This window comes from Sorangium sp. So ce128, assembly GCF_051525245.1.
Lineage (GTDB): Bacteria > Myxococcota_A > Polyangia > Polyangiales > Polyangiaceae > Sorangium > Sorangium cellulosum_B.
Map to the genome: position 1 here is coordinate 1745075 of NZ_CP150313.1, position 23336 is coordinate 1768410.

The 23336-nt window shown below is 68.8% G+C and carries 17 protein-coding genes and 1 pseudogene; 13 read left to right on the top strand and 5 right to left on the bottom strand.

The genetic code is table 11. The features are described from left to right. Nucleotides 1-148: 148 nt before the first annotated feature. The 3 genes from WME82_RS06770 to WME82_RS06780 all read left to right on the top strand — a co-directional run bounded on the left by WME82_RS06770 (nucleotide 149) and on the right by WME82_RS06780 (nucleotide 2963). Nucleotides 149-1300, top strand: a complete 1152-nt coding sequence (locus tag WME82_RS06770) for a hypothetical protein (RefSeq protein ID WP_438042146.1) — start codon at nucleotides 149-151, stop codon at nucleotides 1298-1300. Nucleotides 1301-1767: 467 nt separating this feature from the next. Then, nucleotides 1768-2232, top strand: coding sequence for a hypothetical protein (locus WME82_RS06775; RefSeq protein WP_438042147.1), 465 nt, complete (start codon nucleotides 1768-1770; stop codon nucleotides 2230-2232). A gap of 74 nt (nucleotides 2233-2306) precedes the next feature. Next, nucleotides 2307-2963: a hypothetical protein gene (locus tag WME82_RS06780; protein ID WP_438042148.1), complete on the top strand. Its 657-nt coding sequence runs from the start codon at nucleotides 2307-2309 to the stop codon at nucleotides 2961-2963. A 36-nt stretch (nucleotides 2964-2999) separates the two neighbouring features. On the opposite strand, the gene WME82_RS06785 is transcribed toward WME82_RS06780, so the two are convergent. After that, a complete protein-coding gene (locus WME82_RS06785) occupies nucleotides 3000-6212 on the bottom strand; it encodes a hypothetical protein (RefSeq protein WP_438042149.1) in 3213 nt (1070 codons plus the stop codon). A 685-nt stretch (nucleotides 6213-6897) separates the two neighbouring features. Here WME82_RS06785 and WME82_RS06790 point away from each other — a divergent pair. The 5 genes from WME82_RS06790 (at nucleotide 6898) to WME82_RS06810 (ending at nucleotide 13021) form a co-directional block, all read left to right on the top strand. Further along, the gene (locus WME82_RS06790) at nucleotides 6898-7299 is read left to right on the top strand and encodes a hypothetical protein (protein ID WP_438042150.1); all 402 of its coding nucleotides are present in this window, start codon (nucleotides 6898-6900) and stop codon (nucleotides 7297-7299) included. 26 nt (nucleotides 7300-7325) lie between these two features. Further along, nucleotides 7326-8516: an acyl-CoA dehydrogenase family protein gene (locus tag WME82_RS06795; protein ID WP_438042151.1), complete on the top strand. Its 1191-nt coding sequence runs from the start codon at nucleotides 7326-7328 to the stop codon at nucleotides 8514-8516. Between the two features lie 451 nt (nucleotides 8517-8967). Next, nucleotides 8968-10461: a hypothetical protein gene (locus WME82_RS06800; protein WP_438042152.1), complete on the top strand. Its 1494-nt coding sequence runs from the start codon at nucleotides 8968-8970 to the stop codon at nucleotides 10459-10461. Nucleotides 10462-10653: 192 nt separating this feature from the next. Continuing rightward, a complete protein-coding gene (locus tag WME82_RS06805; protein WP_438042153.1) occupies nucleotides 10654-12660 on the top strand; it encodes a sensor histidine kinase in 2007 nt (668 codons plus the stop codon). Further along, nucleotides 12644-13021 carry a response regulator gene (locus WME82_RS06810; protein ID WP_437744683.1) on the top strand — a complete coding sequence of 126 codons (378 nt, stop codon included), beginning with the start codon at nucleotides 12644-12646 and terminating at the stop codon, nucleotides 13019-13021. The genes WME82_RS06805 and WME82_RS06810 overlap by 17 nt, the downstream gene beginning before the upstream one ends. A gap of 118 nt (nucleotides 13022-13139) precedes the next feature. On the opposite strand, the gene WME82_RS06815 is transcribed toward WME82_RS06810, so the two are convergent. Then, nucleotides 13140-13802 (bottom strand): glutathione S-transferase family protein, encoded by a 663-nt coding sequence (locus tag WME82_RS06815; RefSeq protein WP_437744684.1) that lies wholly within the window; start codon nucleotides 13800-13802, stop codon nucleotides 13140-13142. Nucleotides 13803-13895: 93 nt separating this feature from the next. After that, entirely contained in the window at nucleotides 13896-14903 is a 1008-nt protein-coding gene (locus tag WME82_RS06820; protein ID WP_438042154.1) for an aldo/keto reductase, read from the bottom strand. A gap of 57 nt (nucleotides 14904-14960) precedes the next feature. Between WME82_RS06820 and WME82_RS06825 the strand changes: the two genes are divergently transcribed. Continuing rightward, nucleotides 14961-15872 carry a LysR family transcriptional regulator gene (locus WME82_RS06825; RefSeq protein ID WP_438042155.1) on the top strand — a complete coding sequence of 304 codons (912 nt, stop codon included), beginning with the start codon at nucleotides 14961-14963 and terminating at the stop codon, nucleotides 15870-15872. A 329-nt stretch (nucleotides 15873-16201) separates the two neighbouring features. Here the strand turns inward: WME82_RS06825 and WME82_RS06830 are convergent, their stop codons facing one another. After that, nucleotides 16202-16444 (bottom strand): hypothetical protein, encoded by a 243-nt coding sequence (locus tag WME82_RS06830; RefSeq protein ID WP_438045040.1) that lies wholly within the window; start codon nucleotides 16442-16444, stop codon nucleotides 16202-16204. Between the two features lie 136 nt (nucleotides 16445-16580). Between WME82_RS06830 and WME82_RS06835 the strand changes: the two genes are divergently transcribed. Continuing rightward, nucleotides 16581-17003: a trypsin-like serine protease gene (locus WME82_RS06835; RefSeq protein WP_438042156.1), complete on the top strand. Its 423-nt coding sequence runs from the start codon at nucleotides 16581-16583 to the stop codon at nucleotides 17001-17003. A 170-nt stretch (nucleotides 17004-17173) separates the two neighbouring features. Here the strand turns inward: WME82_RS06835 and WME82_RS06840 are convergent, their stop codons facing one another. Beyond that, nucleotides 17174-18127, bottom strand: a complete 954-nt coding sequence (locus WME82_RS06840; RefSeq protein ID WP_438042157.1) for a serine/threonine-protein kinase — start codon at nucleotides 18125-18127, stop codon at nucleotides 17174-17176. Between WME82_RS06840 and tnpA the strand changes: the two are divergent. The 3 genes and pseudogenes from tnpA to WME82_RS06855 form a co-directional block, all read left to right on the top strand. Next, nucleotides 18126-18617: pseudogene (tnpA, locus tag WME82_RS06845) on the top strand (IS66 family insertion sequence element accessory protein TnpA); the annotation flags it as partial. The gene WME82_RS06840 and the pseudogene tnpA overlap by 2 nt on opposite strands. 50 nt (nucleotides 18618-18667) lie before the next feature. Further along, the gene (locus tag WME82_RS06850) at nucleotides 18668-18823 is read left to right on the top strand and encodes a hypothetical protein (protein WP_438045041.1); all 156 of its coding nucleotides are present in this window, start codon (nucleotides 18668-18670) and stop codon (nucleotides 18821-18823) included. 1792 nt (nucleotides 18824-20615) lie between these two features. Next, nucleotides 20616-23081, top strand: coding sequence for a beta-L-arabinofuranosidase domain-containing protein (locus WME82_RS06855; RefSeq protein WP_438042158.1), 2466 nt, complete (start codon nucleotides 20616-20618; stop codon nucleotides 23079-23081). Nucleotides 23082-23336 lie beyond the last annotated feature (255 nt).

Below are 23336 nucleotides of genomic sequence, written 5' to 3' on the forward strand. Positions count from 1 at the left end.
TCGCACAACACATCACCTCCGCCGCGGCGGGAGGGGGCTGCGAGGGGAGGGGGATGCGAGGGGAGGGGGATGCGAGGGGAGGGGGATGCGAGGCGCGGAAAGGCATGATCCCGAGACGGGGACGCCCTGGATCGGGTAGGATGGGAGCGTGGTGGATCTCGATGTGATCTCGGACCGAACCTACGTGGCTGCGGGGGCGGACTTCGCGTTCGTGATCACCCGGCGGGGGCGGGTCATCACCAAACGCGTGCCGCGCGACATGCCCAGGGAGGGCCGCAGCCAGATCGTCGACGCGGCGCTGGGCCTCGGGGAGCGAGGGCGGCTCGGGTGCGTCGAGCTGCGGCGCGAGGATCTGGTGCCGTACGGGGGCGCGGCGCCCGTCGACGTGTACTTCGGCGTGGCCGCCGAGGCGATCCTCTGCGTGGTGATGCCCACGTGGGCGGACCGGCGGGACGTGGTGCCCGCGATCGAGCGCGGCCTGCGTGCCATCGACGAGGGGACCCTGGCGGCGCCGCAGCCGATCCGGAGCGCGCCGCGGCGCACCCGGTCGCGGCCGCGGGGGGAGGCGGTGCCTGCCTCAACGCGCCGGCCGGTCGCCGAGGTGCGCGAGGTGCCGCCGGCCATCTGCGGGGCCGCGGTCGTGTGCGAGGCGCCGGCCCCGGCCTCGAGGCGCCCGCCGCCGCCGTCGCCGCCGGCCCGCAAGCGGAGCGCGGTCGCGGGGCTGGCCCTCCTTGCCAACGGGGGACCGCCGCGGTCGCTGGCGCGCCCGGTGGCGCTGCGCGAGGCGCCGGCGTCGCCCGGGGCGCCGGCGCGGCCGGCCGGGTCGCTGCCGGACATCCGCATCGGCGAGGCGATGCTCGGGCGCGAGAGCCTCGACGCCATCGGGCGAGAGCTCGGCGGGGCGTGGCCGTCGGCGCCCGAGATCCGGGTCGACGCGGCGTCGGCGGGGGAGGGGGACGCGGCGGCGATCGGGGCGGAGATGCCGGAGCCCGCGCGGGTGGGATCGATGCCGGAGGCGGTGCGCCTCGAGCTGGTGAGCATCAGCCGCGAGAGCCTGATGGAGATCGCGGCCGAGGAGGGGCGCACGGCGGCGGCGGGGCCGAGGCCGTGGGTGCCGCTGGTGCGGCCCGCGCAGGTCACGCGGCCGTGGGAAGAGCCGCCCGAGGAGGCGGGGCGCATGGGCGAGGCCGAGCGCGGGGCCGGCGAGGCGGCGGCCGCGGAGCTGGGGGGCGAGGCGGGCGAGCCCGAGAGCCAGATCGTCGAGGTCGGGCTCGCGGGGCGGGGCGTTCGCGCGGGCTGAGGCGAGAGCGGGGGGAGCGTCTCGCTCGGCGCGGCGCGCTCGGCTTTGCCCACGGCGACGCACTGGCCGCGGCTCCCGTCGCTGGGATCGACGCACCAGGCGCAGCCGCCACGGGAGGCGCGCTGGCCGCAGTAGGCCAGCCGGTCCCCGGATCGAAGGCAGGCGTTTGCGCGGAGGCGAGCGGGATCAGCGCGAGGACGAGGCAGAGCATTCTTCTCACGGGGTGTCTCCTCCGGCATGGGCCAGGCGTAAGTGTCGCCTGCCAGGCGACGACCTCCCGGCGCGATGTGACTGCCGCGCGACAACTCGCTCGCCCACGGAGACTGCCAGTCACGCCGAGCACCACGAATCCAAGCCTCCCGCGCTCCCGGAAGCCCGCGGCACGGGCGCTGCAAAACGCGGCTGCGGGCGCGGACAGAGGGCGCCGTTCCCGACAAACAACAGTCGCCCTCCGGAGAACTCTTCACATGAGCACCACCTTCAAGAGCTTCCTCCTCGCCGCCGTGGCCGCCGTGGCCGCCGGTGCTGTCGCCGCGCCCGCCGCCGCCAGGACGACGACCGCCAGCGCCGGGACCACCATCGTGGCGTCCGATCGCGCGTGCTTCTCGGAGTACTGGGGCAACATCTACAACAACGGCTCTACCGGCTGCGCTGGCCCGCGTGCCTGGCTCGTCCCCGCCGTCGTGGACCACGCCGGCTGGACCAACTTCTCGGTGGGCGGCGTTGCCTTCAACCTCAGCAGCGACGTGAGCTGCCGCGCCATCGGCACGAGCTGGGACGGCTACGTCTGGGATCTCTATGCGGCGAAGTCGCTCACCTCCGTCAACGTGTTTCAGCAGATCAACGTGACGAGCTATCACACCGCCAACGGGTCGTCCTACCTGGCGTGCGACATCACGCCCAACGGCCGCATCACCACAGTGACGTACTGAGCACGACGGCCGGCCCCGGGAGCGAGCCTCCCCGGGCCGTCCCGCAGCGAGCGACACTTGCTCTGGAGACAGCCATGAAGAACGGTCATGTCATCGTCACATTCGTCGTGCTCGTCGGGGCCGCCGCCGGGCTCAACGTGATGAGCGAACGCCGGCACGAGCAGCAGCTCGCGGGCCTCCGCACCGAGATGCAATCGCTTTCCGTGTCGGTGGAGGCGGCGCAAGATCGCCCGCCGAGCAAGGTCTTTCTGACCGCGGCCGCGCCCGTGCTCGCGCAGCAGACGGCTCCGCTCGCTCCGGAGCCGGGGCAGGATGATGAGGACGAGGCGTCGCCCGGGAGCGACGCGCAGGACGAGCCGCCCCGCCCCACGCTCGAGCCCGCGGAGATGAAGAGCGAGCTCGACACGGTGTTCGCGTCCGAGCGCCCCGACCCCGCCTGGACCTCGGAGGCGAGCCGCACGGTCAGCTCCCGCATCGCCGCGGTGCTGCCCGAGTCATCGGCGCTGCGCAACGTCGACTGCCACGACAGCATGTGCCGTATCGAGACGAGCCACACCGACTTCGAGAGCTACCGGCGCTTCGTCCAGGGGGCCTTCATGACCCCCGGCTCCCGGATCTGGAACGCCGGCTTCTTCGCCTCGCCGCCGATGCCCGACGCGAGGGGCGAGCTGACCGCCACTGTCTACCTCGCGCGCGAAGGCGAGCCCTTGCCGGTGAGCATGGTGCAATGAGCAGCCGTCCGCGCGGGAGGATTGCCCATGGGGCGCTCAGGGACTCATCGTGGCGACGAAGACATCGGCGCCGGCCGCGTGGGGGATCGGCCCGGTCCCGAAGTCCGTCGGTCCCTCGGCAGCGCCGGTGATGGCGATCGTACCGTTCGGAGAGACGGCGATGTCGTTCGCGCTTGCGTCGAAGCTGCTCGTCCAGAGCGCCGTCCCGCCCGCGTCGAGCCTGGAGAGCCCGTCGCCGGCGATGACGATGCCGCCGGAGCCATCCAGGGCGATCGCATTGCCGAACGGGATCGAGCGGCTGAAGACATGCTCGCCCGCGGCGTCCAGCTTGACGAGCACCGAGCCCTCGGGGAGCACGCCGCCGCCGACGTCGACGGTCCCGTCGGTGTAGGCCGTCAGGAGGATCTCGTCTTCGGCGGTGACCGCCAGCGCGAGGGCCGACGCTCCGAGTTCCGCCTCGGAGGGATCCGAGGGGCCGAACTGGCGGCTCCAGACCACGCCGCCGGCCGGGGTGCGCTTCTGGACGGTGAACTCGTGAGGGCAGGGGCAGGACGGCTGACCGGAGATGGACGCGCTCGTCGTGATCACATTGCCGGCGCTGTCGACCGCGAGAAGAACGTTGTCGCTTTGGTGCTGGTAGTCGTTGTGGGACGGGATTGCCGTCGCGAGCGGTTGACTCCAGAGGATGTTTCCTGCGGGATCCAGCTTCGCCAGGGAGGGAGTCGACGGGTTCAAGAGCGGGGCAAACGCCACATAGGCACTCCCGAGGGCGTCGACGGCGAGCTGCCCGAAGAGCTTGTAACCGAACCGGTCTGACGCGACGGATCTCTGGCTCCAGATGTGATTCCCCTCGGGGTCGAGCTTGGCGACGAAGATCGCTTCTTCCCAGCCCGACGCCTGGAGCGCGCAGCCGCCGAAGCTCACGGCCGACATTCCTTGCCAGTATATGCCGGCTAGCAACACATTGCCATTTCCATCGACGGCGAGGGTGCGGCCGGTCTCCGCCAAGTCGCTGCCGAAGCGCTTGCTCCAGAGCAACGCGCCGGCGGGATCGAGCTTGAGGAGGAACACGTCCGTCTCACCTGCGCTGGTCAGCGGGCCGGCGCCGAAGTCGACGGTACCTTCGAAGGTGCCGATGACGTAGTAGTTGCCTGCGGCGTCGCTCGCGATGGACCAGCCGACGTCGGCGCCGGCGCCGCCGTATCCCCGCGACCATGGTGGCTGTGGAGGGCAATGGGGCTCGCCGTCGCAGCTCTCGTCCTCCGGTGTCACGCAGACCTCTGCGGCGGGCGTCACCTCGCCGATGCAGGGCCCATACCCAGCACCCTCGGGGAGGCATGTCTGCGTGCCAGGAGCGCAGCGCCCGACGCCCCGGGTCCCGGCGGGGCCGGTGTAACATGCGACGACCGAGCCTGGCACGCACGTCGCTGGCGGGTCGCCGCCGCCGTCACCGCTCGATCCTGCTCCGCCGCTGCTGTCGTCATCGCCGCCGCTTGCCGGCGGATTGAAGACGGCGACGTAGGCGTCGTTGGAACCTTCATAGGGAATCGGGCCGGTCCCGAAGTCCACGGGGCCACGCGCGAGACCGGTGACGGCGATCGCGCCGTTCGGGGACAGGGAGATATCCTTCGCATCTGCATCGAAGTCGATCGACCAGAGCTCCGTCCCGCTCGCGTCGAGCTTCGCAAGGCCGCGTCCGGCGACGACGATGTCGCCGGCGCGATCCAGCGCGATCCTGTCGCCGAAGCGGACCGAGCGGCTGAAGATGGGCTCGCCCGCGGCACCCAGCTTGAGGAGGACGGAGCCGGCGGGGAGGGTCCCGCTGCCGAAGTCGATGGATCCATCCGTCGTGCCCGTCACGAGCATCTCGTCCGCCGCATCAATCGCCACCGCGTGCGCCGTCACGCCGCCGCCGAACACAGGGTTCGCGCTGGATTCGAAATGTTGCACCCAGAGCGGCTCGCCGGTCGGAGTGTACTTGGAGACCACGAACCTGGTTGCAATGCCCTCGAAGCCTAAGCCGTGGGTCACCACCGCCACGGGGTTGCCGGCGCTGTCGAGCGCGAGCCGCGCGTCGCGGACGTAACCTCCTGGTAACGTCTCTATCCAGAGGTGGTTCTTGCTCGCGGCGTCGATCTTCATGAGGTGGGCGCGCTCCCACTGGAGGTACACGACATACATATCGCCGCGAGCATCGACGGCGATCTGCTCGACGGAGTGCACCGCCGGAAACGCGTAGGGACCATTGCTCCAGATGTGATTGCCGTCGGGATCGAATTGGGCCACGAAGAAGGATACCAACGGGGCGATGTCTGGGAGGGGGAGGGCACACCCGCCCAGATCGATGCTCGGCTGCCCGTAAGAGTCCATGTACACGCCGGTGAGGAAGACGTTGCCGTTCTCGTCGACGGCCACGGCGCCCCCCCGCTCGTCGAGATCGGTCCCGATGCGCTTGCTCCAGAGTACCGCGCCCGAGGGATCGAACTTGATAAAGATGATGTCCGTCCCTCCGGCGCTGGTCACGGGGCCGGTGCCGAAGTCGACGGTTCCTGTGAAGGTGCCCGAGACGTAGTAGTTGCCCGAGGCGTCGCTCGCGACGGCGAAGCCCTCGTCGATGCCAGGGCCGCCGAAGCCCCGCGCCCAGGCCGGCGGCTGAGCGCAATGGGGCTCGCCGTCGCAGCTCTCGTCCGCCGGCGTGGCGCAGCGCTCTCGAGCGGGTGTCACCTCGCCTGCGCACGCGTCGTAGCCGAAGCCGTCGGGGCGGCAGGTCTGCGTCCCGGAAGCGCAGCGCCCGACGCCCTTCGTCCCAGCAGGACCGGTGTAGCAGGCGACGACCGAGCCCGGCACACATGTGCCCGGCGAGCCGCCGCCACCGGTCGAGCCGCTGCCGCCGCCGGTGCCAGGCGCGCCGCCGTCGCCGCCGGTGCCAGGCGCGCCGCCGTCGCCGCCGGTGCCGGTGCCGGGTGTGTCGTCGTCGCCGCCGGTGCCAGGCGCGCCGCCGTCGTTTGATCCTCCCGCACCCTCTGTGACGCTGCTGCTGCTCGCCCCCGGAGAGCCGCCGCTGCCGTCTGTGCCTCCTGCACCGCCGCTACCCCCGCCGCGTCCGATGGGCTCGCACGCGGCGAGGCCAACCAGGGCCGTGATGGTCAGTGCGGATGCTGCTCGGGTGCGACCCGTGAGGCGCCAACCACGACGCGCAATGTGCTCGGCCATGACCGCTTCGTTGCTCGACATGAGCCACGTATTCATCCGGCCTCCACGAAAACGCGGATCGACCCCTCCCTGGCTCTGCGACCCCCGTCCCGCGATGTTCGCGCTCGCGTCGAAACTGACGCGCGACGTTGAACGCCGGATTGCTCGGGTCGCACCCGGGCACGCCCAGCTACGAGACATTCTCCTCAGGAACGACAGCGGCTCGATCGCCAGGCCGCTTTGGCCGGCGAAACCATGGAGGAGCTCGCCTGCGAGGAGCAGCGGCGTAACCCTCAGCGATTGTCACGGCTACGAACGTCCTTATGAGCAGCTCCCCCGCTCCTCCAGCGCACCTTTGCCATCATGGGGTCTGACGCGCCCTGGCACACGCCATGCATCGCTTCGGGCCGAGGCGCGACGGCGTCACACGATCGAGGTAACGCAATGGACAGTTAGGCGTGTAGGGAGCAAGCGAATGGGGCGGAAGTGAAGTAGGGGGGCGCGTGCGCTCTCGCGTCTCGCGCGATGAGGTTCGAGCTGCATGTGGTCAGGGACCATGCCCTCGGAGAAGAGAGGATGCGCGCCGTAGCTGTCGCCCCGTCCATTGAACGAGAATGCCTATGCAAGTGCGCGACATCGTGCCTGAAGTCACCCTGATCGCCACGCTGACGAGGCCGCCCTCGCGCTCCGGCGAGGAGCTCACGGCGCCGCCGGCCATCGAGCCGGCGCGGAGGTGACGCTCGTGAACCGGGGCCTCGAGCGTGGCCGCTTCGCGGCGTCCCCCTTGGGCCTGCCGTTCGCGCCGCTCGCTGACTTCGCGGTGGGCGACTACGCCATCGTGGTCAATGCGACACCGTGCGCGGGCCACGATGGCAAGTTCTCCTTCGATGTTCGAGGGCTGGCGAGGGGGGCTATCGTCGCGGATCTGGTGGTAGGGGCCGCGCCGACGCCGCTCGTTCGTGCCGCAGAGGCGCTGGGTCATACGGTGATCGATGGTCGAGAGGTGCTCCTCGTCGAGGCACGCCGCCAGTTCCGCCTGATGACCGGGCGGCTCATGGCGGCCGAGTCGGCGCGCGAGTTCCTCGACGGCCATGGCAACGAGCCTGCCGACGAGGCAGCGGAGCGACGGCAGGCGACCGCGTGAGGGGAGGAGAGGAAATCGAGTTGTCGGTGTTCAAGCTCCCTCCGGAAAGGCAGGCGCTCGTCGAACGCGTCCACGCCCTCGCCAGTGAGCGCTTCGCTCCGCGCGCGGGCCGCTATGACCGCGCGGCGGCCTTCCCGGCGGAGGATTTCGAGGATCTGTCCCGCGAAGGCCTGCTCGCGGCGGCGGTGCCGGTAGGGTACGGCGGGCTCGGGCTCGGGCCGCGCGGCGGCGACGCGCTCACCCTGTGGATGATGACCAAGGAGCTCGCGAAGGCCGATCTGTCGCTCGCGCGCTGCTGCGAGGGCCACGCGAACTCGATGGTGCTGCTCGACGCGATGGCGAACCTTGCCCAGAAGGAGCGGTGGTTCGAGGGCGTCGTGCGCCGAGGCGAGAAATGGGTCGCGTGGAGCGGTGAGCCGCAATCTCCGGCCCCCTGGAGAGAAGGCGCGGTTCGGCACCCACGTCGAGCGCGCCCCGGGCGGATGGATCGTCGACCGCTCAAGGTCTTCTCCACGAGCGCGGGCGGGGTCGAGTGGGCGATCCTGCTCGTGAACAGCGCTGGGCCCGGCGGCGCGAGGCACGCGCAGGGCTCGCCGGAGGCGCTGCTCCTGCTCGCGTGCGAGCTCAGCGATGGCTCGGTCACCTTCGACGGCTCATGGTGGGATCCTGTCGGCATGCGTGCGACCGTGAGCCACCTCGTGAAGTTCGACCGTACGTTCATCCCGGAGGCGAACCTGATCGGGGCGCCGGGGCAGTATCTCCGCGAGGGGTGGCAGACGGCGTTCACGCCCCATTACGCGTCGAGCTTCCTCGGCGCGGCGGAGGCGGCCTATGACGATGCGATCGAGTGCATCACGTCGCAAGGCAAAGGGGGCGATCCCTATGTGCAGCAGCGCGTCGCGCGCATGGCGGTGAACCTCGATACCGCGCAGCTCTGGCTACGCCACGTCGCCTCGCTCTGGGACGAGGCGCGCCTCGCCGACGCGCAGCTCGCGGGGGTCCGCGCGCGGCACGTCATCGAGCACCTCGCGGCGGAGACGGTGGACCACGCCATCCGCGCCTGCGGAGCCCGCTCGCTGATCCGCCCGAGCCCCGTGGAGCGCGTCCTCCGCGATCGCACGTTCTACCTGCGGCACGACAACGACGACCAGCTTCTTTCGACGATCGGAAGAGCGGTGCTGGGGCAGGTGTTTGACCCCTCGTTCTTCAAGCCATGAGCGCCGCGCTGCCATGCTCGCTCCGGCGAGGTGGCAGCCTCGTCCTCGCTGCCGCTCTCAAAGAGATCCATCACGCCGTCAGGGACCTGGTTCGAGAGGGCGCCCTGTGCTCGCACCGATGGACGTCCTCCTGAGGGGCTCTCGCCTCAAACGTCGGGGCGGTCGGTCCTCCTGAAGCGAGGAGCCTCGGGCGGATTTTTCTTTTGAATGATCCTGTGTACTCTCTCACCTCAAAACCTGCCTTCGCACCTCGAAAACGATGACCTGATCCCCTGCAAGCGGATCAGAACGGGCGATAGCGTCTCTGATACGGGGATGTGTAATGTAATTCACAGAATTCCGTTTCAGGGGCACGTTGGTGGCGAGGGGAAGTTTAGTGTGAGGCGAATTTTCTCATGGAGAGGTGCAGCGCATGAATCAACAAGCTCGAACCGTTTTCTCGGTAGTGCTCGTGGCAGCTTCGATGGGCGCGGCCGGGCCGGCCTATGCCGGCGTGTCCGTCTCGGGGAGTGTGACGCCCGCTGTCGTTGACCCGGGCGACCCGTGGGATCTCGGGGCGAATGCGCTGCTGGTCGGCAGCGCGCTCAACGCTGAGGAGCCCATGGGAGAGGTGATCGTCAGCCACCAGGGGACGTTGATCAGCGCCGGCGCCTCGGTGGCGGCGGTCCCCTACTCGAGCGGCAGGGTCCAGGTCATCGGATACGGTTCGCGGTGGATCAACCATGGGCAGCTCGCGCTCGGGCTTCGCACCGGGGCGTCCGGCTCGCTCCTCGTGAAACGGGGCGCCCAGGTGACCACCGACGACCTCGTGCTCGGCGTGCGCGGCTATTCGGCCTTCGGATACGTGCTCGTCGAGGGGTACGACGCCTCCCTGACGAGCCAGACGAACGCGTACATCGGCCGCTCGGAGGAGCTCAGCGTCCTCGAGATCAAGCAGGGAGGGAGCTTCTTCTCGAACAACGTATTCATCGCGACGTGCCAGATCTGCCAGGGCGACGTGAACGTCACGGGCTCCGCGACGAGGTGGGTCAACACGGGCGAGTTCGTCGTGGGCGCGAACGGCGGCGCGAGGCTGCGCATCGAGCAGGGGGCCCAGCTCTTCACCGCGAACGCGCAGATCGAGAGCCGCCCCGGCGGGCCCTACAACTTCGCGAGCTCGGCGATCGTGAGGGGCTGGGACGCCACCTGGACCAACGAGGGGCTGCTGCGCGTCGGGGCCGCCGGCCATGGCGAGCTCACGGTCGGCGCTTATGGAACCCTCGTGACGGAAGACACGGAGATCCGCTCCACGTACGGCTACGGGTTCGTCCGGGTGAACGAGCCCTACGCGTCATGGCGCAACAGCGGCGATGTGACGATCTACGCGACCTTCTCGATTTCCCCGTCGCTCCTCGTCGACGGGCGAGGCGAGGTCAGCATTGGCGGCCTCCTCCGGATCACGCCCTTGTTCGAAGGCGGAACGCCTGGCCCGGAGCCCATCGTGCGCCTCACGCGCGGGGAGCTCGTCGCGGGCGCGATCGAGATCCAGGCGCGCGACTTCGACTTCGCCGGCGGCCGCCTGAGCACTGGCAGCTTCGTCGGCGATCTCGCCAATATGCAGGCCGGCGCGCTCGCCGTGGGTGAGGTCTACACCTCGACGGACGTGGCCGGAGATTACAGCCAGGGCCCGAGCGCCACGCTGAGCGCCACCGTCGCGGGCCCGGGCGCCGCGCCGCTCCTGGTCGTGGACGGGGACGTGAGCCTCGATGGTGTGCTGAAGGTGGTCCCGGCAGGCGACACGGCGCCGTTCCAGGCCGGGGACACCGTCGCCCTGCTCGGCTGGAGCGGAGAGCTCACAGGGACCTTCGCTGACGTGCACATCGCCCTGCCGCTCGCCCCCGGGCTCGCCTGGGATACCTCCGCGCTGTACACGACCGGAGAGATCACCGTCGTGCCTTCCGCCTGAGCGGAGGCGCGGCGCGACGGGAGCTCCACGTCGCGCCGCGCTCGCCCGAGCGGCGACGGGCCGGCCGGCGTGACGTCACCAGGTCCGGGGCGCGTACGTTGCCTGCCGGATCGCTGGGGGGGTCGGTGAACGTGATTGTGGATTGCTTGACAATCCGATGGCCCTTCGCACGATTCGTCATCGTGGGGGAGCATGCGTACCGGACCCGACGATCAAACGGAGCCAGGCGCGCTCGTTGTCGACCATGCCCGCCACCCGGGGCCGGGCGAGCCCGCGCGCGCTGAGCGCCCGGGCCTCGGGCCGCATAAGGCCGCCTCGGGCTGCCCGCCGGAGCAACGTACGGACGATCTCGGGACGAAGAGCCCTCCGCCGGGGAGCGGCCGAACAACCCAGTCGAGCACGGTCGCGACCGACATCCCGACGGACATCGCTCGCAAGTGGCAGGAGATGACCGATCTCCTCGCGGAGATCCTGCGCGTCCCGGCCGCTCTGATCATGAGAATCGAGCCGCCGGAGATGGTCGTCTGCGTCTCCAGCGAGTCGAAGGGGAACCCTTTCGCGCCCAACGAACGAGCGCGCCTCGGCTCCGGGCTCTACTGCGAGAGCGTGATGAAGACCCGAACGCCGCTGCTGATCCCGGACGCCCTGAAAGACGAGCAGTGGAAGTCGAATCCGGACATCGAGCTCGGGTTGATATCCTATCTCGGCTTCCCGATCACCTGGCCCACGGGGGATATCTTCGGAACCATCTGCGTGCTGGATGACCGCGCGAACCATTACAGCAAGGCCTACCAGGCGCTCATGCAGCAGTGTCGCGACGTGATCGAGATGGACTTGAAATCCATCTTCGCCCTCGATGCTCGCCTGACAGAAGAGGCCCGGGCAAAAGAGCGGCTGGAGCAGCAGGTCGCCGAGCGCACCGCCGACCTGCGCCATGCCAACGCCCAGCTCAGGCAGAAGATCGCCGAGCACGAGCGGACGGAGGCGGCGCTGCGGAAGGTCGCGGAGGAGTGCAGGTGCGCGGAGGAGGCGTTGCGCACGAGCCAGGAGCTCCTGCGCGCCATCATCGACAGCTCGACGGCCATCGTCGCCGTCAAGGACATCGAGGGGCGCTACCTCCTCGTCAACCGCCGCTTCGAGGAGCTGTTCGGCGTCGCTCGCGAGGCCATCGTGGGCAAGCGCGACGATGACGTGTTCTCTCGGGAGCACGCCGAGGCGCTTCGCGCGTTCGACCGGCGGGCGCTCCTCGCCGGGACGGCGCTGAAAGACGAAGAGGTGATGCCCGAGGACGACGGCGTGCACACCTATCTCACCATCAAGTTCCCTCTGCGCGACGTCGCCGGCGTCCCGTACGCGGTGGGCGGCATCTCCACGGACATCACGGAGCGGAAGAAGATCGAGGCGGAGCGCGCCCTGGTCCTGGAGCACGAGCAGAGGGCTCGGACCGCCGCCGAAGCAGCGGTGCGGATGCGCGACGACTTCCTGTCGATCGCCTCACATGAGCTCTATACCCCCATCGCGGGCCTGAAGCTCGCCGTGCAAGGCTTGATGCGCGAGGCGACGACGCTCCCCGCCGGCGCGACGAAGCTGGCCAGGATGGCCGAGCGGCAGTGCCAGCGGCTCGTCAGGCTCATCGAGGATCTGCTCGACGTGGCTCGGATCCAGGCAGACAAGCTCGATCTGAAGCTGGGAGACGTCGATCTCCGGGCGCTTTCGCAGGAGGTCGTGGAGCACTTCGACGTGGAGCTGAAGCAGGCAGGAAGTGCGGTGAGTTGGCGGGCGGACGCGCCCGTGGTGGGCATGTGGGACAGGGCCCGTCTGGAGCAGGTGGTGACGAACCTGGTGCTGAACGCCATCAAGTATGGGAGGGGCAAGCCGATCGAGATCAGCGTCGCGGCCGAGGGCGAGGTGGCCAGGCTGGTCGTCGCCGATCGCGGCATCGGGATCGATGCGAGCTGCGCGCCGTACATCTTCGAGCGCTTCGAGCGAGGCGTCTCGGCGCAGCACTACGGCGGCCTCGGCCTGGGGCTGTACATCAGCCGCCGGATCGTGAACGCCCATGATGGCTCGATCCGGGTCGAGAGCGAGCTCGGCGCGGGGGCTGCCTTCATCGTGGAGCTCCCCCTGCGCCGGCGCTGCCACGCTCTGCCGACCGAGGTGTCTCTGCCGGCTGGAGGTCCCGATGAGCCCGCAGGATGATCATCACGACGGTGTCATGATCGTCGATGACGACGGCGGGTTTCGCTCCGTCGTGGAAGAGCTCTTGCAGGCATGCGGCTACGAGGTCGTCTGCGCGGAGAACGGCGCGGTGGCGCTGGATCTGCTCCGCCGCGGCCTCCGCCCGAGCATCATCCTGCTCGACCTCATGATGCCGGAGATCAACGGCTGGGAGTTTCTCGCGCTCAAGCGACGGGAGCCCGCGCTGGCGGACATCCCGGTGGCGATCCTGTCGGGCGTCGACTCACTGGAAGCCAGAGCAGCCACCCTGGACGTGTGTGCGCTGCTCAAGAAGCCGATCGATCTCGACACCCTTCTCGCCGTGGTCGCGAAGACACGATGAGCTCGTGTCGGGGAGCTCGTTCGGCGCTCGAGACATCATCCAGCGACGGCGTCGACCCCGGCGAGAGCGGCGAGGGGTCGCGCCCATGGCGATGGCTGGTCGCCCACGGCTGACCTGCTCACCCGCGCCGACCGGCGGCATCGAAGCGCGGAACCTCCGGGAGCTCCGGGGCATCGAGCCCCGCGAACGGATCGCGCCAGGCGTCGAGCTGCCACAGGCGCGCGTGCCAGGCCGCGACGCGCGGGTAGTCCGAAAGCGGCAGGCCGGCGAGATCCGCGAACGGAAGCACCGACGCCACGCGAAAGTCTGCATACGAAGCCGCGCTCCCGACGAGCCAGTCCCTGCCGCTCAGGACCTGTTCGAGCAGCGTCGCCGCTTCGGCAAACCCCGAAAGCCCCTCCGCCACGAGGTCGTCGCGGATGGGACCGAGCCCGTAGCGCTGCTTCGTCACCCGCTCGAAATGGACCTTGTCGCACGCGGCGACGAAGTTGTGCGTGCCCCAGCTCAACCAGCGGATCATCTCCGGTTGCGCGGTGCCCGTGCGCCAGAAGTCCGAGCCCGTGAGCTGCGAGAGGCGGCACGCGATCGCGTCTGTCTCCCAGAGCGACTGGTCCCCCTCGACCAGGATGGGCACGCGCAGGTTCGGGTTCAGCGCTCGAAACTTCTCCCGCTGTGACGGGTCGAGAGGAGCCGCGTGGACGTATTCCACGGGCGCATCGAGGTGGCGCGCCACGGCGACGGCGACCCGTGGATTCAAGTTTCGGCTGAAGTACAGTTTCATGGATCTTCCTCTCCAAGGCCCTGCGATCACAGGCCGCAGATGGCTGTTGCCCGATCAACTCCTCCATGCATCGACGATGAGGCCGCCCTGAGGTCACCTCTCGCTGTCGAGCATCGCCATCATGGGCGCGGGGTAGCGGGTGCCGGCGATCTCCTCCGCGGGGACGGCGGCCTCGAGCTCGGCGAGGTCGGAGGGCGAAAGCGCGATCTCGAGGCCGGCGAGGGCATCCTCGAGCTGCTTCCGCGTGCGCGCGCCCATCGTCGGGATCACCGTGACGCCCTGCGCGGCGCCCTTGGCGCGGACCCAGGCGATGGCGAGCTGCACGGGGGTGACGCCGCGCCTCTCTGCCAGGCGAACGAAGGCGTCGACGAGGGCCTGGTTCTTCCGGGCGTTGTCGCCCGAGAAGCGCGGCAGGTGGGCCCGCATGTCGCCCGCGCCGGCCGGCTTGCTCCCGGCCAGCAGGCCGCGCGAGAGCACGCCGTACGCGGTGACCGCGACGCCGAGCTCGGCGAGCGCGGGGAAGATCGTCGCCTCGGGGCCGCGGCTCACGAGCGCATACTCGATCTGGAGGTCCACGATCGGGTGCACCTTCGCGGCGCGGCGGATCGTCTCCACGCCCACCTCGGAGAGGGCGATGTGGCGGACATAGCCCGCCTTCACCATGTCGGCGATGGCGCCGATCGTGTCCTCGATCGGGACCGCCGGGTCCAGGCGCGCGGGCCGGTAGACGTCGATGTAGTCGACGCCGAGGCGCGACAGGCTATGGGCGAGGAAGCTCTTCGTCGCCATCGGACGGGCGTCGAATCCGAGGAAGGCGCCGTCGGGCGCGCGCAGGCCGCCGTACTTCACGCTGAGCACGGCCTTGTCGCGCCGGTCCTTGATGGCCCGGCCGACGAGCATCTCGTTCTTGCCCATGCCGTAGAAGTCGCCGGTGTCGAGGAGGCTCACGCCCCGATCGAGCGCCGCGTGGATGGTCGCGATGCTCTCCGCCTCGTCGCTCTCGCCGTACCAGCTGCCCCCGCCCATGCTCATGCAGCCGAGGGCGAGGGGGAAGACGGAGGGGCCAGTTTTGCCGAGCTTGGTGCTGTTCGTCGTCGTCATGCCGTCACCCTAGGCGCTCGCGTTTCATTGCTCCAATGAATAGTATGTATTCTCGACATGCCTGAAGTTTATGGGAGAAACCTCGACCTGAACCTGCTCCGCGTCTTCGCCGTCGTCGCCGAGGCGGGCAGCGTCACGGAGGCGGCGAGCCGGCTGTACCTGACGCAGCCGGCCGTGAGCGCCGCGCTCCGGCGCCTGACCGCGACGATCGGCGCGCCGCTCTTCGTGCGGAGCGGGCGCGGGGTCGCGCTGACGAGCCGCGGCGAACGGCTGCGCGCGTCGCTGAAGCCGCACCTCGGCGCCCTGATCGACGCCGCGCTGGCGCCGCCGACCTTCGACGCGAAGACGTGCGAGCGCACCCTCCGCCTCGGGCTCTCCGACACGGCCGAGGTGTGGCTGCTCCCGCCGCTCTTGCGCGCGCTCGAGCGCGAGGCGCCGCGCATGCGCGTCGTCGCCGTGCCCGTGCAGTTCCGCACCGTGGGCGCGGCGCTCGCCGGCGGCGTCGACGCGGCGATCACGGTCGCCGACGATCTGCCTTCGAACGTCCGCCGGCGGCGGCTCTTGAAGACCGGCTTCACCTGCCTGTACGACCCGCGCCACGCGCGCCTGCGCAAGCTGACGGAGGCCCAGTACTTCGCGCACGATCACGTCATCGTCTCGTACAACGGGGACCTGCGCGGCTTCGTGGAGGACCTGCTCGGCAAGACGCGGAGGATCCGGTGCTCCGTCGCGAGCTTCTCCAACCTGGGCGCGCTGATCGACGGCACGGCGATGCTGGCGACCGTGCCCGAGATCGTCGCCGACGACATCCGCGCCGTCAGGCCGCACCTCCGGACCAAGCCCCTGCCGTTCGAGGTCCAGCCCGGGTACATGGAGCTGCTGTGGCCCGCCGCCACGGACGACGACGAGGCGTGCAAGTTCGCGCGGGAGAAGATCGTCCAGATCGCGCGGCCGCTGAGCAAGAGATGACCGGCGTGCCCGAGGGCACGGAGGAAAGCGAAGCGCAGCAAGAGCTGCGTGCCCGCCCGCGCCGCAGCGGGTGACGCGGCGCTCGGGGCGGGCGCGAATTGGCCGGAGTGTGCGGAGCGCTGTGAGCAAGAGATCCTTCGCGAGGCGCTCCGGATCGCCGTCGAGCATTCCGTTGCTCGACCCAACGCAAGGGTTGGCTCGAAGGCTCGGCCGCCGGGGACAATACGAGGCGAAATCTCCGAAAGCCGCTCGCGAAGACGATTGGCACGCCGAGTGCTCATGGCGAGGGCGCGCCATCACGGCGCAAATCATCTTCTCGAAAAAGGAACCTAGTTATCGTGCGTACCATCTCGAAACTTCACCTCGGCTTTCCTCTCGCTGGAATTTCCGCCTCGTGCCTCCTGCCTGCTTGCAGCGGAGCGCCGGTGGAGGGCGGCGAAGAGAGCGTCGACTCCGCTTCCCAGGAGATCATCGGCGGCGTCGACGCCAAGAGCAACGCGCTCGACGCCATCGGCAGCCTCGGCGTCGCCCTCGAGGCGGTGAACGAGGAGACCGGCGCCGTCGAGGTGCAATACCGCCCCTTTTGCTCCGGCACCCTGATCGGCAAGTCGACCGTCCTCACCGCGAAGCATTGCGGCCAAAACCGAGGCGGAGGGCGACGAAGGCGAGGGGGCGTGCGCGGAGGACGGTTTCGATTGCATGCTCCGCATGTTCTACGACGAAAACGTCCTGCTCGCCGGGTACGAGGCTTTCGTGGGCGCGGGCGAAGGCGACGCGCAGACGTGTTATGGCGACTCGGGCAGCCCGCTCGTGCGTATGGCGGGCGGTAAGCTGCGCGTCCACGGCGTGGTCTCCGGCGGGATCTCGACGAACCAGCTCGCCTGCGATTACGGGACCGTTTACGCGACGCTCGGCCCCGACGTGCTCGCGTTCGCGAAGAAGGCGAGCACCTGGTCCGATCCCTGCGGCGACATCACGGTCGACGGCGTTTGCGAGGGCTTTACCGCCAAGCGTTGCACGGCGGTCGACGAGGGGCCGCGCCGGGTGACGACGACCGACTGCAGTCTGCTCGGGCAGACCTGCGGGCAAGACGAAGCCGGCGCAGTCGCTTGCGTGGATCCTGGCAACTGAGCGGGCGCCGGCGGCGGGGAGTGGCGGGAACGTCGTCTGTTCCAGCGCGATGCAGCGACGCCCTCCCCCCGCCGGTCCTCTGGGCACCGGATCGCTGAAGCCCGCCTGAGGCCGCCGCTCGGTGCCCGCCGGGCGGCGGCGTTTGCCGAGGGGCGGCTCCAGGCGTGGCTCTACGCGCCCGTCGCCCCGCGCGGCTGCCGCGCCGCGGCCGTCGCGTAAGGCGGCTCGCGGCCGGCGCGCACGGCGGCGAGATCGGCGCGCATCGTCCTCGCGTCGGGATAACGCTCCTGCTTGAGGAAGGCGAGGGCGCGGTCGACCACGGCGCACAGGCCGGGCGGCGCCGTGGGGGCGTGCATCGCGAGGGGCGGCGCCTTCTCCGTGGCGACCGCGATGAGCAGGCGCGCGTCGTCCAGGTTGCCGTGGATCGTGCGGCCCGCGAGCAGCCGGAACATCGTCGCTCCCAGGCCGAAGAGGTCTGTCCGGCCGTCGATCTCGCGGATGAGGCCCAGGGCCTGCTCTGGCGCCATGTAATCGTCGGTGCCGATCGACACGCCCGTCTTGGTCTTCGTCATCTCCGGCATCCCGGCGACGTCCTCGAGCAGCGGGTCGAGGACGCGCGCGAGGCCGAAATCGAGCACCCGCACCCGCCCGTCGTTGCCGATGTGGAGGTTCTCGGGCTTGAGATCGCGGTGAACGACGCCGTGCTCGTGCGCCACGATCAGCACGTCGAGGACCCGCTCGCCGAGCGCGATCACCTGACCGACAGGGAGCGTCCCGTGCCGGGCCATGCGGTCGAACACTGTCTCTCCCTCGAGCACCTCCATGGCCATGTAGACCAGGCCGTCCGCCGTGGCCGCGGCCTCCAGCACCTGGGGGAGCCCCTCGCAGAGCGGCGCCACGGCGGCCAGCGCGCTCCCGATCGGCCCCTCGCGCAAGAACCGCTTTCGCACCGCCTCGATCTCGGCGAGCTCGGCGTGCAGGAGCTTGACCGCCGCCACGCACCCGTCAGCCCGGCGGCAAAAGAAGACGCTCGCCATGCCGCCGACCCCGAGGACGCTCTCCACCGCCCAGGGGCCGATCCACGTGCCGACGCGCTGCTCTGCCAGCTCCTCTTCGGTCACCATGGAGCGATGCTACCACCGGCGGCTCCCCGCAGGGCGTCGTCCCGCAGGGCCTCGTCCGCGCCCCTCTTGCAGGGCCCCGGCCACGCGCCTCTTGCAGGGCCCCGGCCGCGTTCCTCGGGACGAGCGGCGCGTTCCTCGAGGCGAAGACTGCGCTCACCCTGGCGACCGCGGGTCAGAAATCCCGCCAGAAAGACCAGCCGTTGACGAGCGGTCGCCGGAAACAGCAGCAATCTTGCTAGCTTTCGCCTGTTTCGCCGCTGAGGAGGGCTCCGGTGTGGCCCATCGGGGCGCCCTGCGCCGCCGCATTGCCCGCGGTGAAGGGCTCGGGCAGCGTGTGGCACGGTGGGAGGCGAGCGGCCTGAGCGCCGCAGCGTTCGCGACGCGCGAGCGCATCGAAGCGAAACGGCTGGTCTGGTGGCGCTGGAAGCTACGAACGACACCGCCGGCAGGTTCGGCGGCAGGGATCGACTTCCTGCCCGTCCGGGTCGACGCGCAGCCCGCTCGACCGAGCCCGGCCGGCCCCATCGCAGCGTACGATGCATGCTCGCAGCGTACGACGAGATCGTCGCAGCATACGACAGGTTCGTCGTCGCGCACGACGAGTACGCCGTGGGGCACGATGAATACGTCGCCGTGCACGAGTACCCGTTCCGCGCCGCCCGTCCGAGATGGCCATCGACATGCGCCCGGATTTGATGTTGGGCGCGCCGCCGATGCAGCGCTGCTGGCCGCGCCGGCGGTCCAACGTCACGAGCGGCGTACAGCGCCTGGTACTCACTCGCGGGCAGGCCGCCGCCACGGGCCCGCTCCGCCGCGGAGGGGATGCGCTCCCCCTCGGTGCCCTGCCCTGCGGCTCGTCCTCGAAGGGCCTCGTCGCGGCGGAGATCTTCGCGGAGCTCGCGGCCTGGTGTCCGTGAAACGGAGCCTTCGGTCGCATCCGAGCTCGAGACCGGCACCGTGACAGGCCCGCTCGGTGCGGCGTCGAGCGCCACGCTCACGGTCACCCTCCCGCCGGACCCCGAGGTGTTGAGCGCTGTGCCCGCCGTCGTGATTCGCAGTGAATTGCTCGGTGATCCGGTCGACGCGCCCGGCGCGTCGGTCGAGGGCCCATCCGAGCACCCGACCACCACGGGCAGCGCGGAGAAGGCGCAAGCTGCCGCCGTGAGCGCAACGCGTGGCGCAGAGAGGGAAGTGCACTCTGGGTGGGCAGATCTCGGTGCGCACATGATAAAGTGAGACTCCAATCATCGGTGGGAAGTGTCAAGACGAGGGCGCAATATACATGCTGAAGGTGTCCTCCGGGCATGCCGCGCACCGCCGGTCCGCCGTGGGCGAGCCCTCGGCGCTCGCGAAGGTGCCTGCGGCGCAGGCCGTCCATGCGACGCAGCTCGTCTCGCCATCGCCATCGTGATCCCAGGTGCCCTCGGAGCACGCGGGGGCTCGGCCTCGGGTCCCGCGTCTCCGCCGGTCGTCGTCACCGGGTCGCTGCACCCGGAAGTCCACAAGAGCGCCACCAACAATCGTGCTCTCGAGCTGCTTTTCAAACGTGCCATATCGCTCCTCGATTTCGCGCGTAGTTGCAGCGCCGATGGGCGAATCACGCACCTTTGTCCCCGACGGCCGAGCGAGCTGAGCCGTGCCGGGATCGATCCCGAGGACGATCGCCCTGCGCGTACGACGGCCTGTCCTGTACGAAGCGAAAGGATCGTTCGGGAGCGACCGTGAGCGCTCACATCGGCGGCGTCAACCGAAATGGGCCGGCGACGAGCTCACGGCCGACCTCGATTGCCCGAGCAGGAAGACGTGAAACACAGGCTCGGTCGGGCCTCCGCCGGTGCTCGTGCCTCAGTATGACGACCCTGGTCCTGGGCAGCGCCAGCGGGGCCTCGGGACCAAATGTGAGCGTTCACAAACACGATGTCAATTCGAAACGGCCGCCGGCGACCGCCCTCGCGCCCCGAGGGCCGACAGGTCTCCTCCCGGAGCGCCGCGTAAAGAGGGGCGGGCATCGGGCCGCGGTCACATAGGCGCTGCAGCGCCGCCGCCACCGGCGCGCGGCGGCGCGACCTCGAGCTGGCGATGCGGGCACCACGCGCCGCGTCGCGCGCCAGCCGCCGATGCGCTGATCGGCTTCGAGCTCGTCGACCGGGCCGGCGATGATCGCGGCAAGGCGCCCGCACCTCTTGCCGCGGCGCTGCGGAGGAGCCCGCCAGCCTCGTGATCCCTCGGGACCGAAATGCTTACGGACCTGTCGATTGGAATTGACGGCGGACATGTGAGCGTTCACATTTGCGTCGAGGGGTGTCCCTGTTGCTGCGCATTGCTCCGGTCGCCACGCCTGCCGAGGCCTTCGTCGTCTGAACGATTTTTTGCACCAGCTTTGCTCGCTCGGTCGTCGCGGAAGCGATCGCTGAACGGTGGAGATTGGCATCGGGCCGAGGGGGCTCCACCAGAGAACACGGCATACCGCGCTCGCTCGGCGGCTATCGTGAAAACTCGAGTGCTGTTCACCGGCGACGGCCGCTTGGCGCGGCGTGGTCTCGCTTTGAATTTCCTGGATGCGATGCATTCGAGATCTGAAAGGAGCATCATGAGCAAGAGGATTCTGCAGTTGCGGCGCTCGCTCTCGGGCGCCGCCGCGTTGACCGTATCTCTTCTGTTTGGCGCCCTCACTCCAGGGATGGCGTCCGCCGCGGACTCCGTCGAGAAGCTGCAGGAGTTCGAGCTGGATGAGGTGAGCGTGACCGACGCGTACTACCAGAACATCTCTTCGAAAGAGCTCGCGTACATCATGAGCCTCGACCCCAACCGACTTCTGGCGGGCTTCAAGGCGGTGTCGCAAGGAAAGGACCCTGGGAGTTCGTCGGGCCTCAATCTCTACGGCGGGTGGGAGGGTGGCTGGAGCCTCTTGCGCGGGCACACCATAGGACACTACATGTCCGCCATGGCGCAAGCGTACAAACAGCTCAAGAACTCCGACGCGGAGCAGAGCGCCGCCATCGCGCAGAAGCTCGACTACACGATCGGTCAATTGAAATCATTTCAAGACGCGAGTCCCAGAGGATACCTGTTCGCGTCGCCGGAGACGCATTTCGACGTCATCGAAGGGAAGGCCAGCGGCTCCAGCTGGGCTCCGTGGTACACGATGCACAAGATCATTGCAGGCCTCATCGACGTCTACGAGTTCGAAGAAAATGCGACGGCCCTCGAAATCGCGAGCAAGCTGGGGGACTGGGCCTACAATCGCAGCTCAACCTGGAACGCGGACCTTCGAAGGAAGGTCCTGGGCGTCGAGTACGGCGGCATGAACGACTGCCTGTACGATCTGTACAGGCTGACGAACAACCCCAATCACCTCGCGGCAGCCCACATCTTCGACGAGGACTCGCTCTTCACGCCGATTTCTCAAGGCAACAACATCCTGCCAGGCAAGCATGCCAACACGCAAATCCCCAAGTTCATTGGCGCCCTGAACCGCTATCGAACGCTGGGCGAAACGGAGAACTTTTACCACACCGCGGCAGAGCAGTTCTGGTCCATCGTGTTGAGGGATCATACCTATGTCACCGGTGGGAATAGCCAGCTCGAGCATTTTCACGAGCCCAGGCAGTTGGACGCGCAAAGAGACAATGTGAACAACGAGACGTGTAACGCGTACAACATGCTGAAGCTTTCGAGAGGGCTCTTCAAGGCCACGGGGGACGTCAAGTATGCCGACTACTACGAGCAGACCCATATCAACGAGATCATGTCTGCCGTCAATCCGACGAACGGAATGACGACCTACTTCAAGCCGATGGGAACAGGGTTCTTCAAGGTGTTCGGCAAGCCGGAGGACACTTTCTGGTGCTGCAACGGAACCGGCATGGAGAACTATACCAAGCTCAATGACAGCTTGTACTTCCATGACGATACGGATCTGTACGTCAACATGTTCCTCAGCTCGACGTTGACCTGGACCGCGCGGGGGCTGTCGTTGAAACAGACCTCCAATTTTCCTCTCTCCGACAAGGCAGTTTTCGAGATCACCGCTGCCCCGGCCGATGCGGTCACGATCAGATTCAGAAAGCCCTCCTGGGTCGCTCGTTGTCAGCCCGTGACGATCACGGTCAACGGTCAGGCATGCGACGCAACGGAGGCGGACGGCTATCTCACGGTAGGTCGCACCTGGAAGCCCGGAGACAAGGTGGAGCTCACGCTGCCGATGGAGGTGAAGGTTTCGAGGCTTCCCGATAACCCCAATGCGGTGGCGTTCGTCTACGGACCGGTCGTCTTGAGCGCCGGTCTCGGGACGGAGAGGATGCTGTCGGAGCCCCAGTGGGCATCCGAGAAGGCCACCATTCCCGCTGGTGTTGTCATCAAAGACACCATCGGCATCAACAACGGCATCACGATTAACGAGTGGATCGCCGACATCGAGAACAACTTGGTTCAAACCCCGGGTAAGGTGGAATTCACGCTCCGGAACACAGACTCCAACAACGCGTTGACGTTCACTCCGCACTACCAGCGATACGCAGATAGGTACGGCATCTACTTCCGTCTCACCGGGACGGCGGGTGAAAACATCCCAGACGCCGGCGAATGCTCGCCCCCTCCTGGGACTGGCACGCTGTGCGATAGCGTCTCGCCTTCGGAGAGCGACGGCTCGACTGGTAGCGGCTCGACCGGCAGCGGATCGACTGGCAGCGGCTCGACTGGCAGCGGCGCGGCCGGCAGCGGATCGACTGGCGGCGGATCGGCCGGCGGCGCGTCCGAGGGCAGCTCCGGTGGCTCGGGGGGCGCGGATGATGGCACCAGGGACCAGGGCAGCTCGGGTTGTTCCTGCAGTCTCGGCCGTGATTCGTCGGAACGCTGGCAACTCGCCGCGCTGTTCGGCCTGGGCCTGGTCGCGTGGCGCCGGGGGAGACGTCGTGAGGCGCCGCAGGGGTCGCGGATCTTCGGTGCGCGATAAGCCTCGACATCTGCCAGCGCCCGAGTGATCTTCGCCACTCGGGAAGCATGAACATGGTTGGGCAGGGGCTCGACGAGAACGTGAACGTGTCGGTGCTCGACGGTGAGGCGCCGCGCCAGGGACCGTATCGTTGATCGATCGCGTCCGCCCGCGTCGTGAAGCCATGCAAGCGAGCTTCCGCCGGAAACAGCAGCAATTCCGATGGCTTCCGCCTGTTCGCCGCCGAGGTGCGGCTCCGCGCCGGATCTCGTCCAC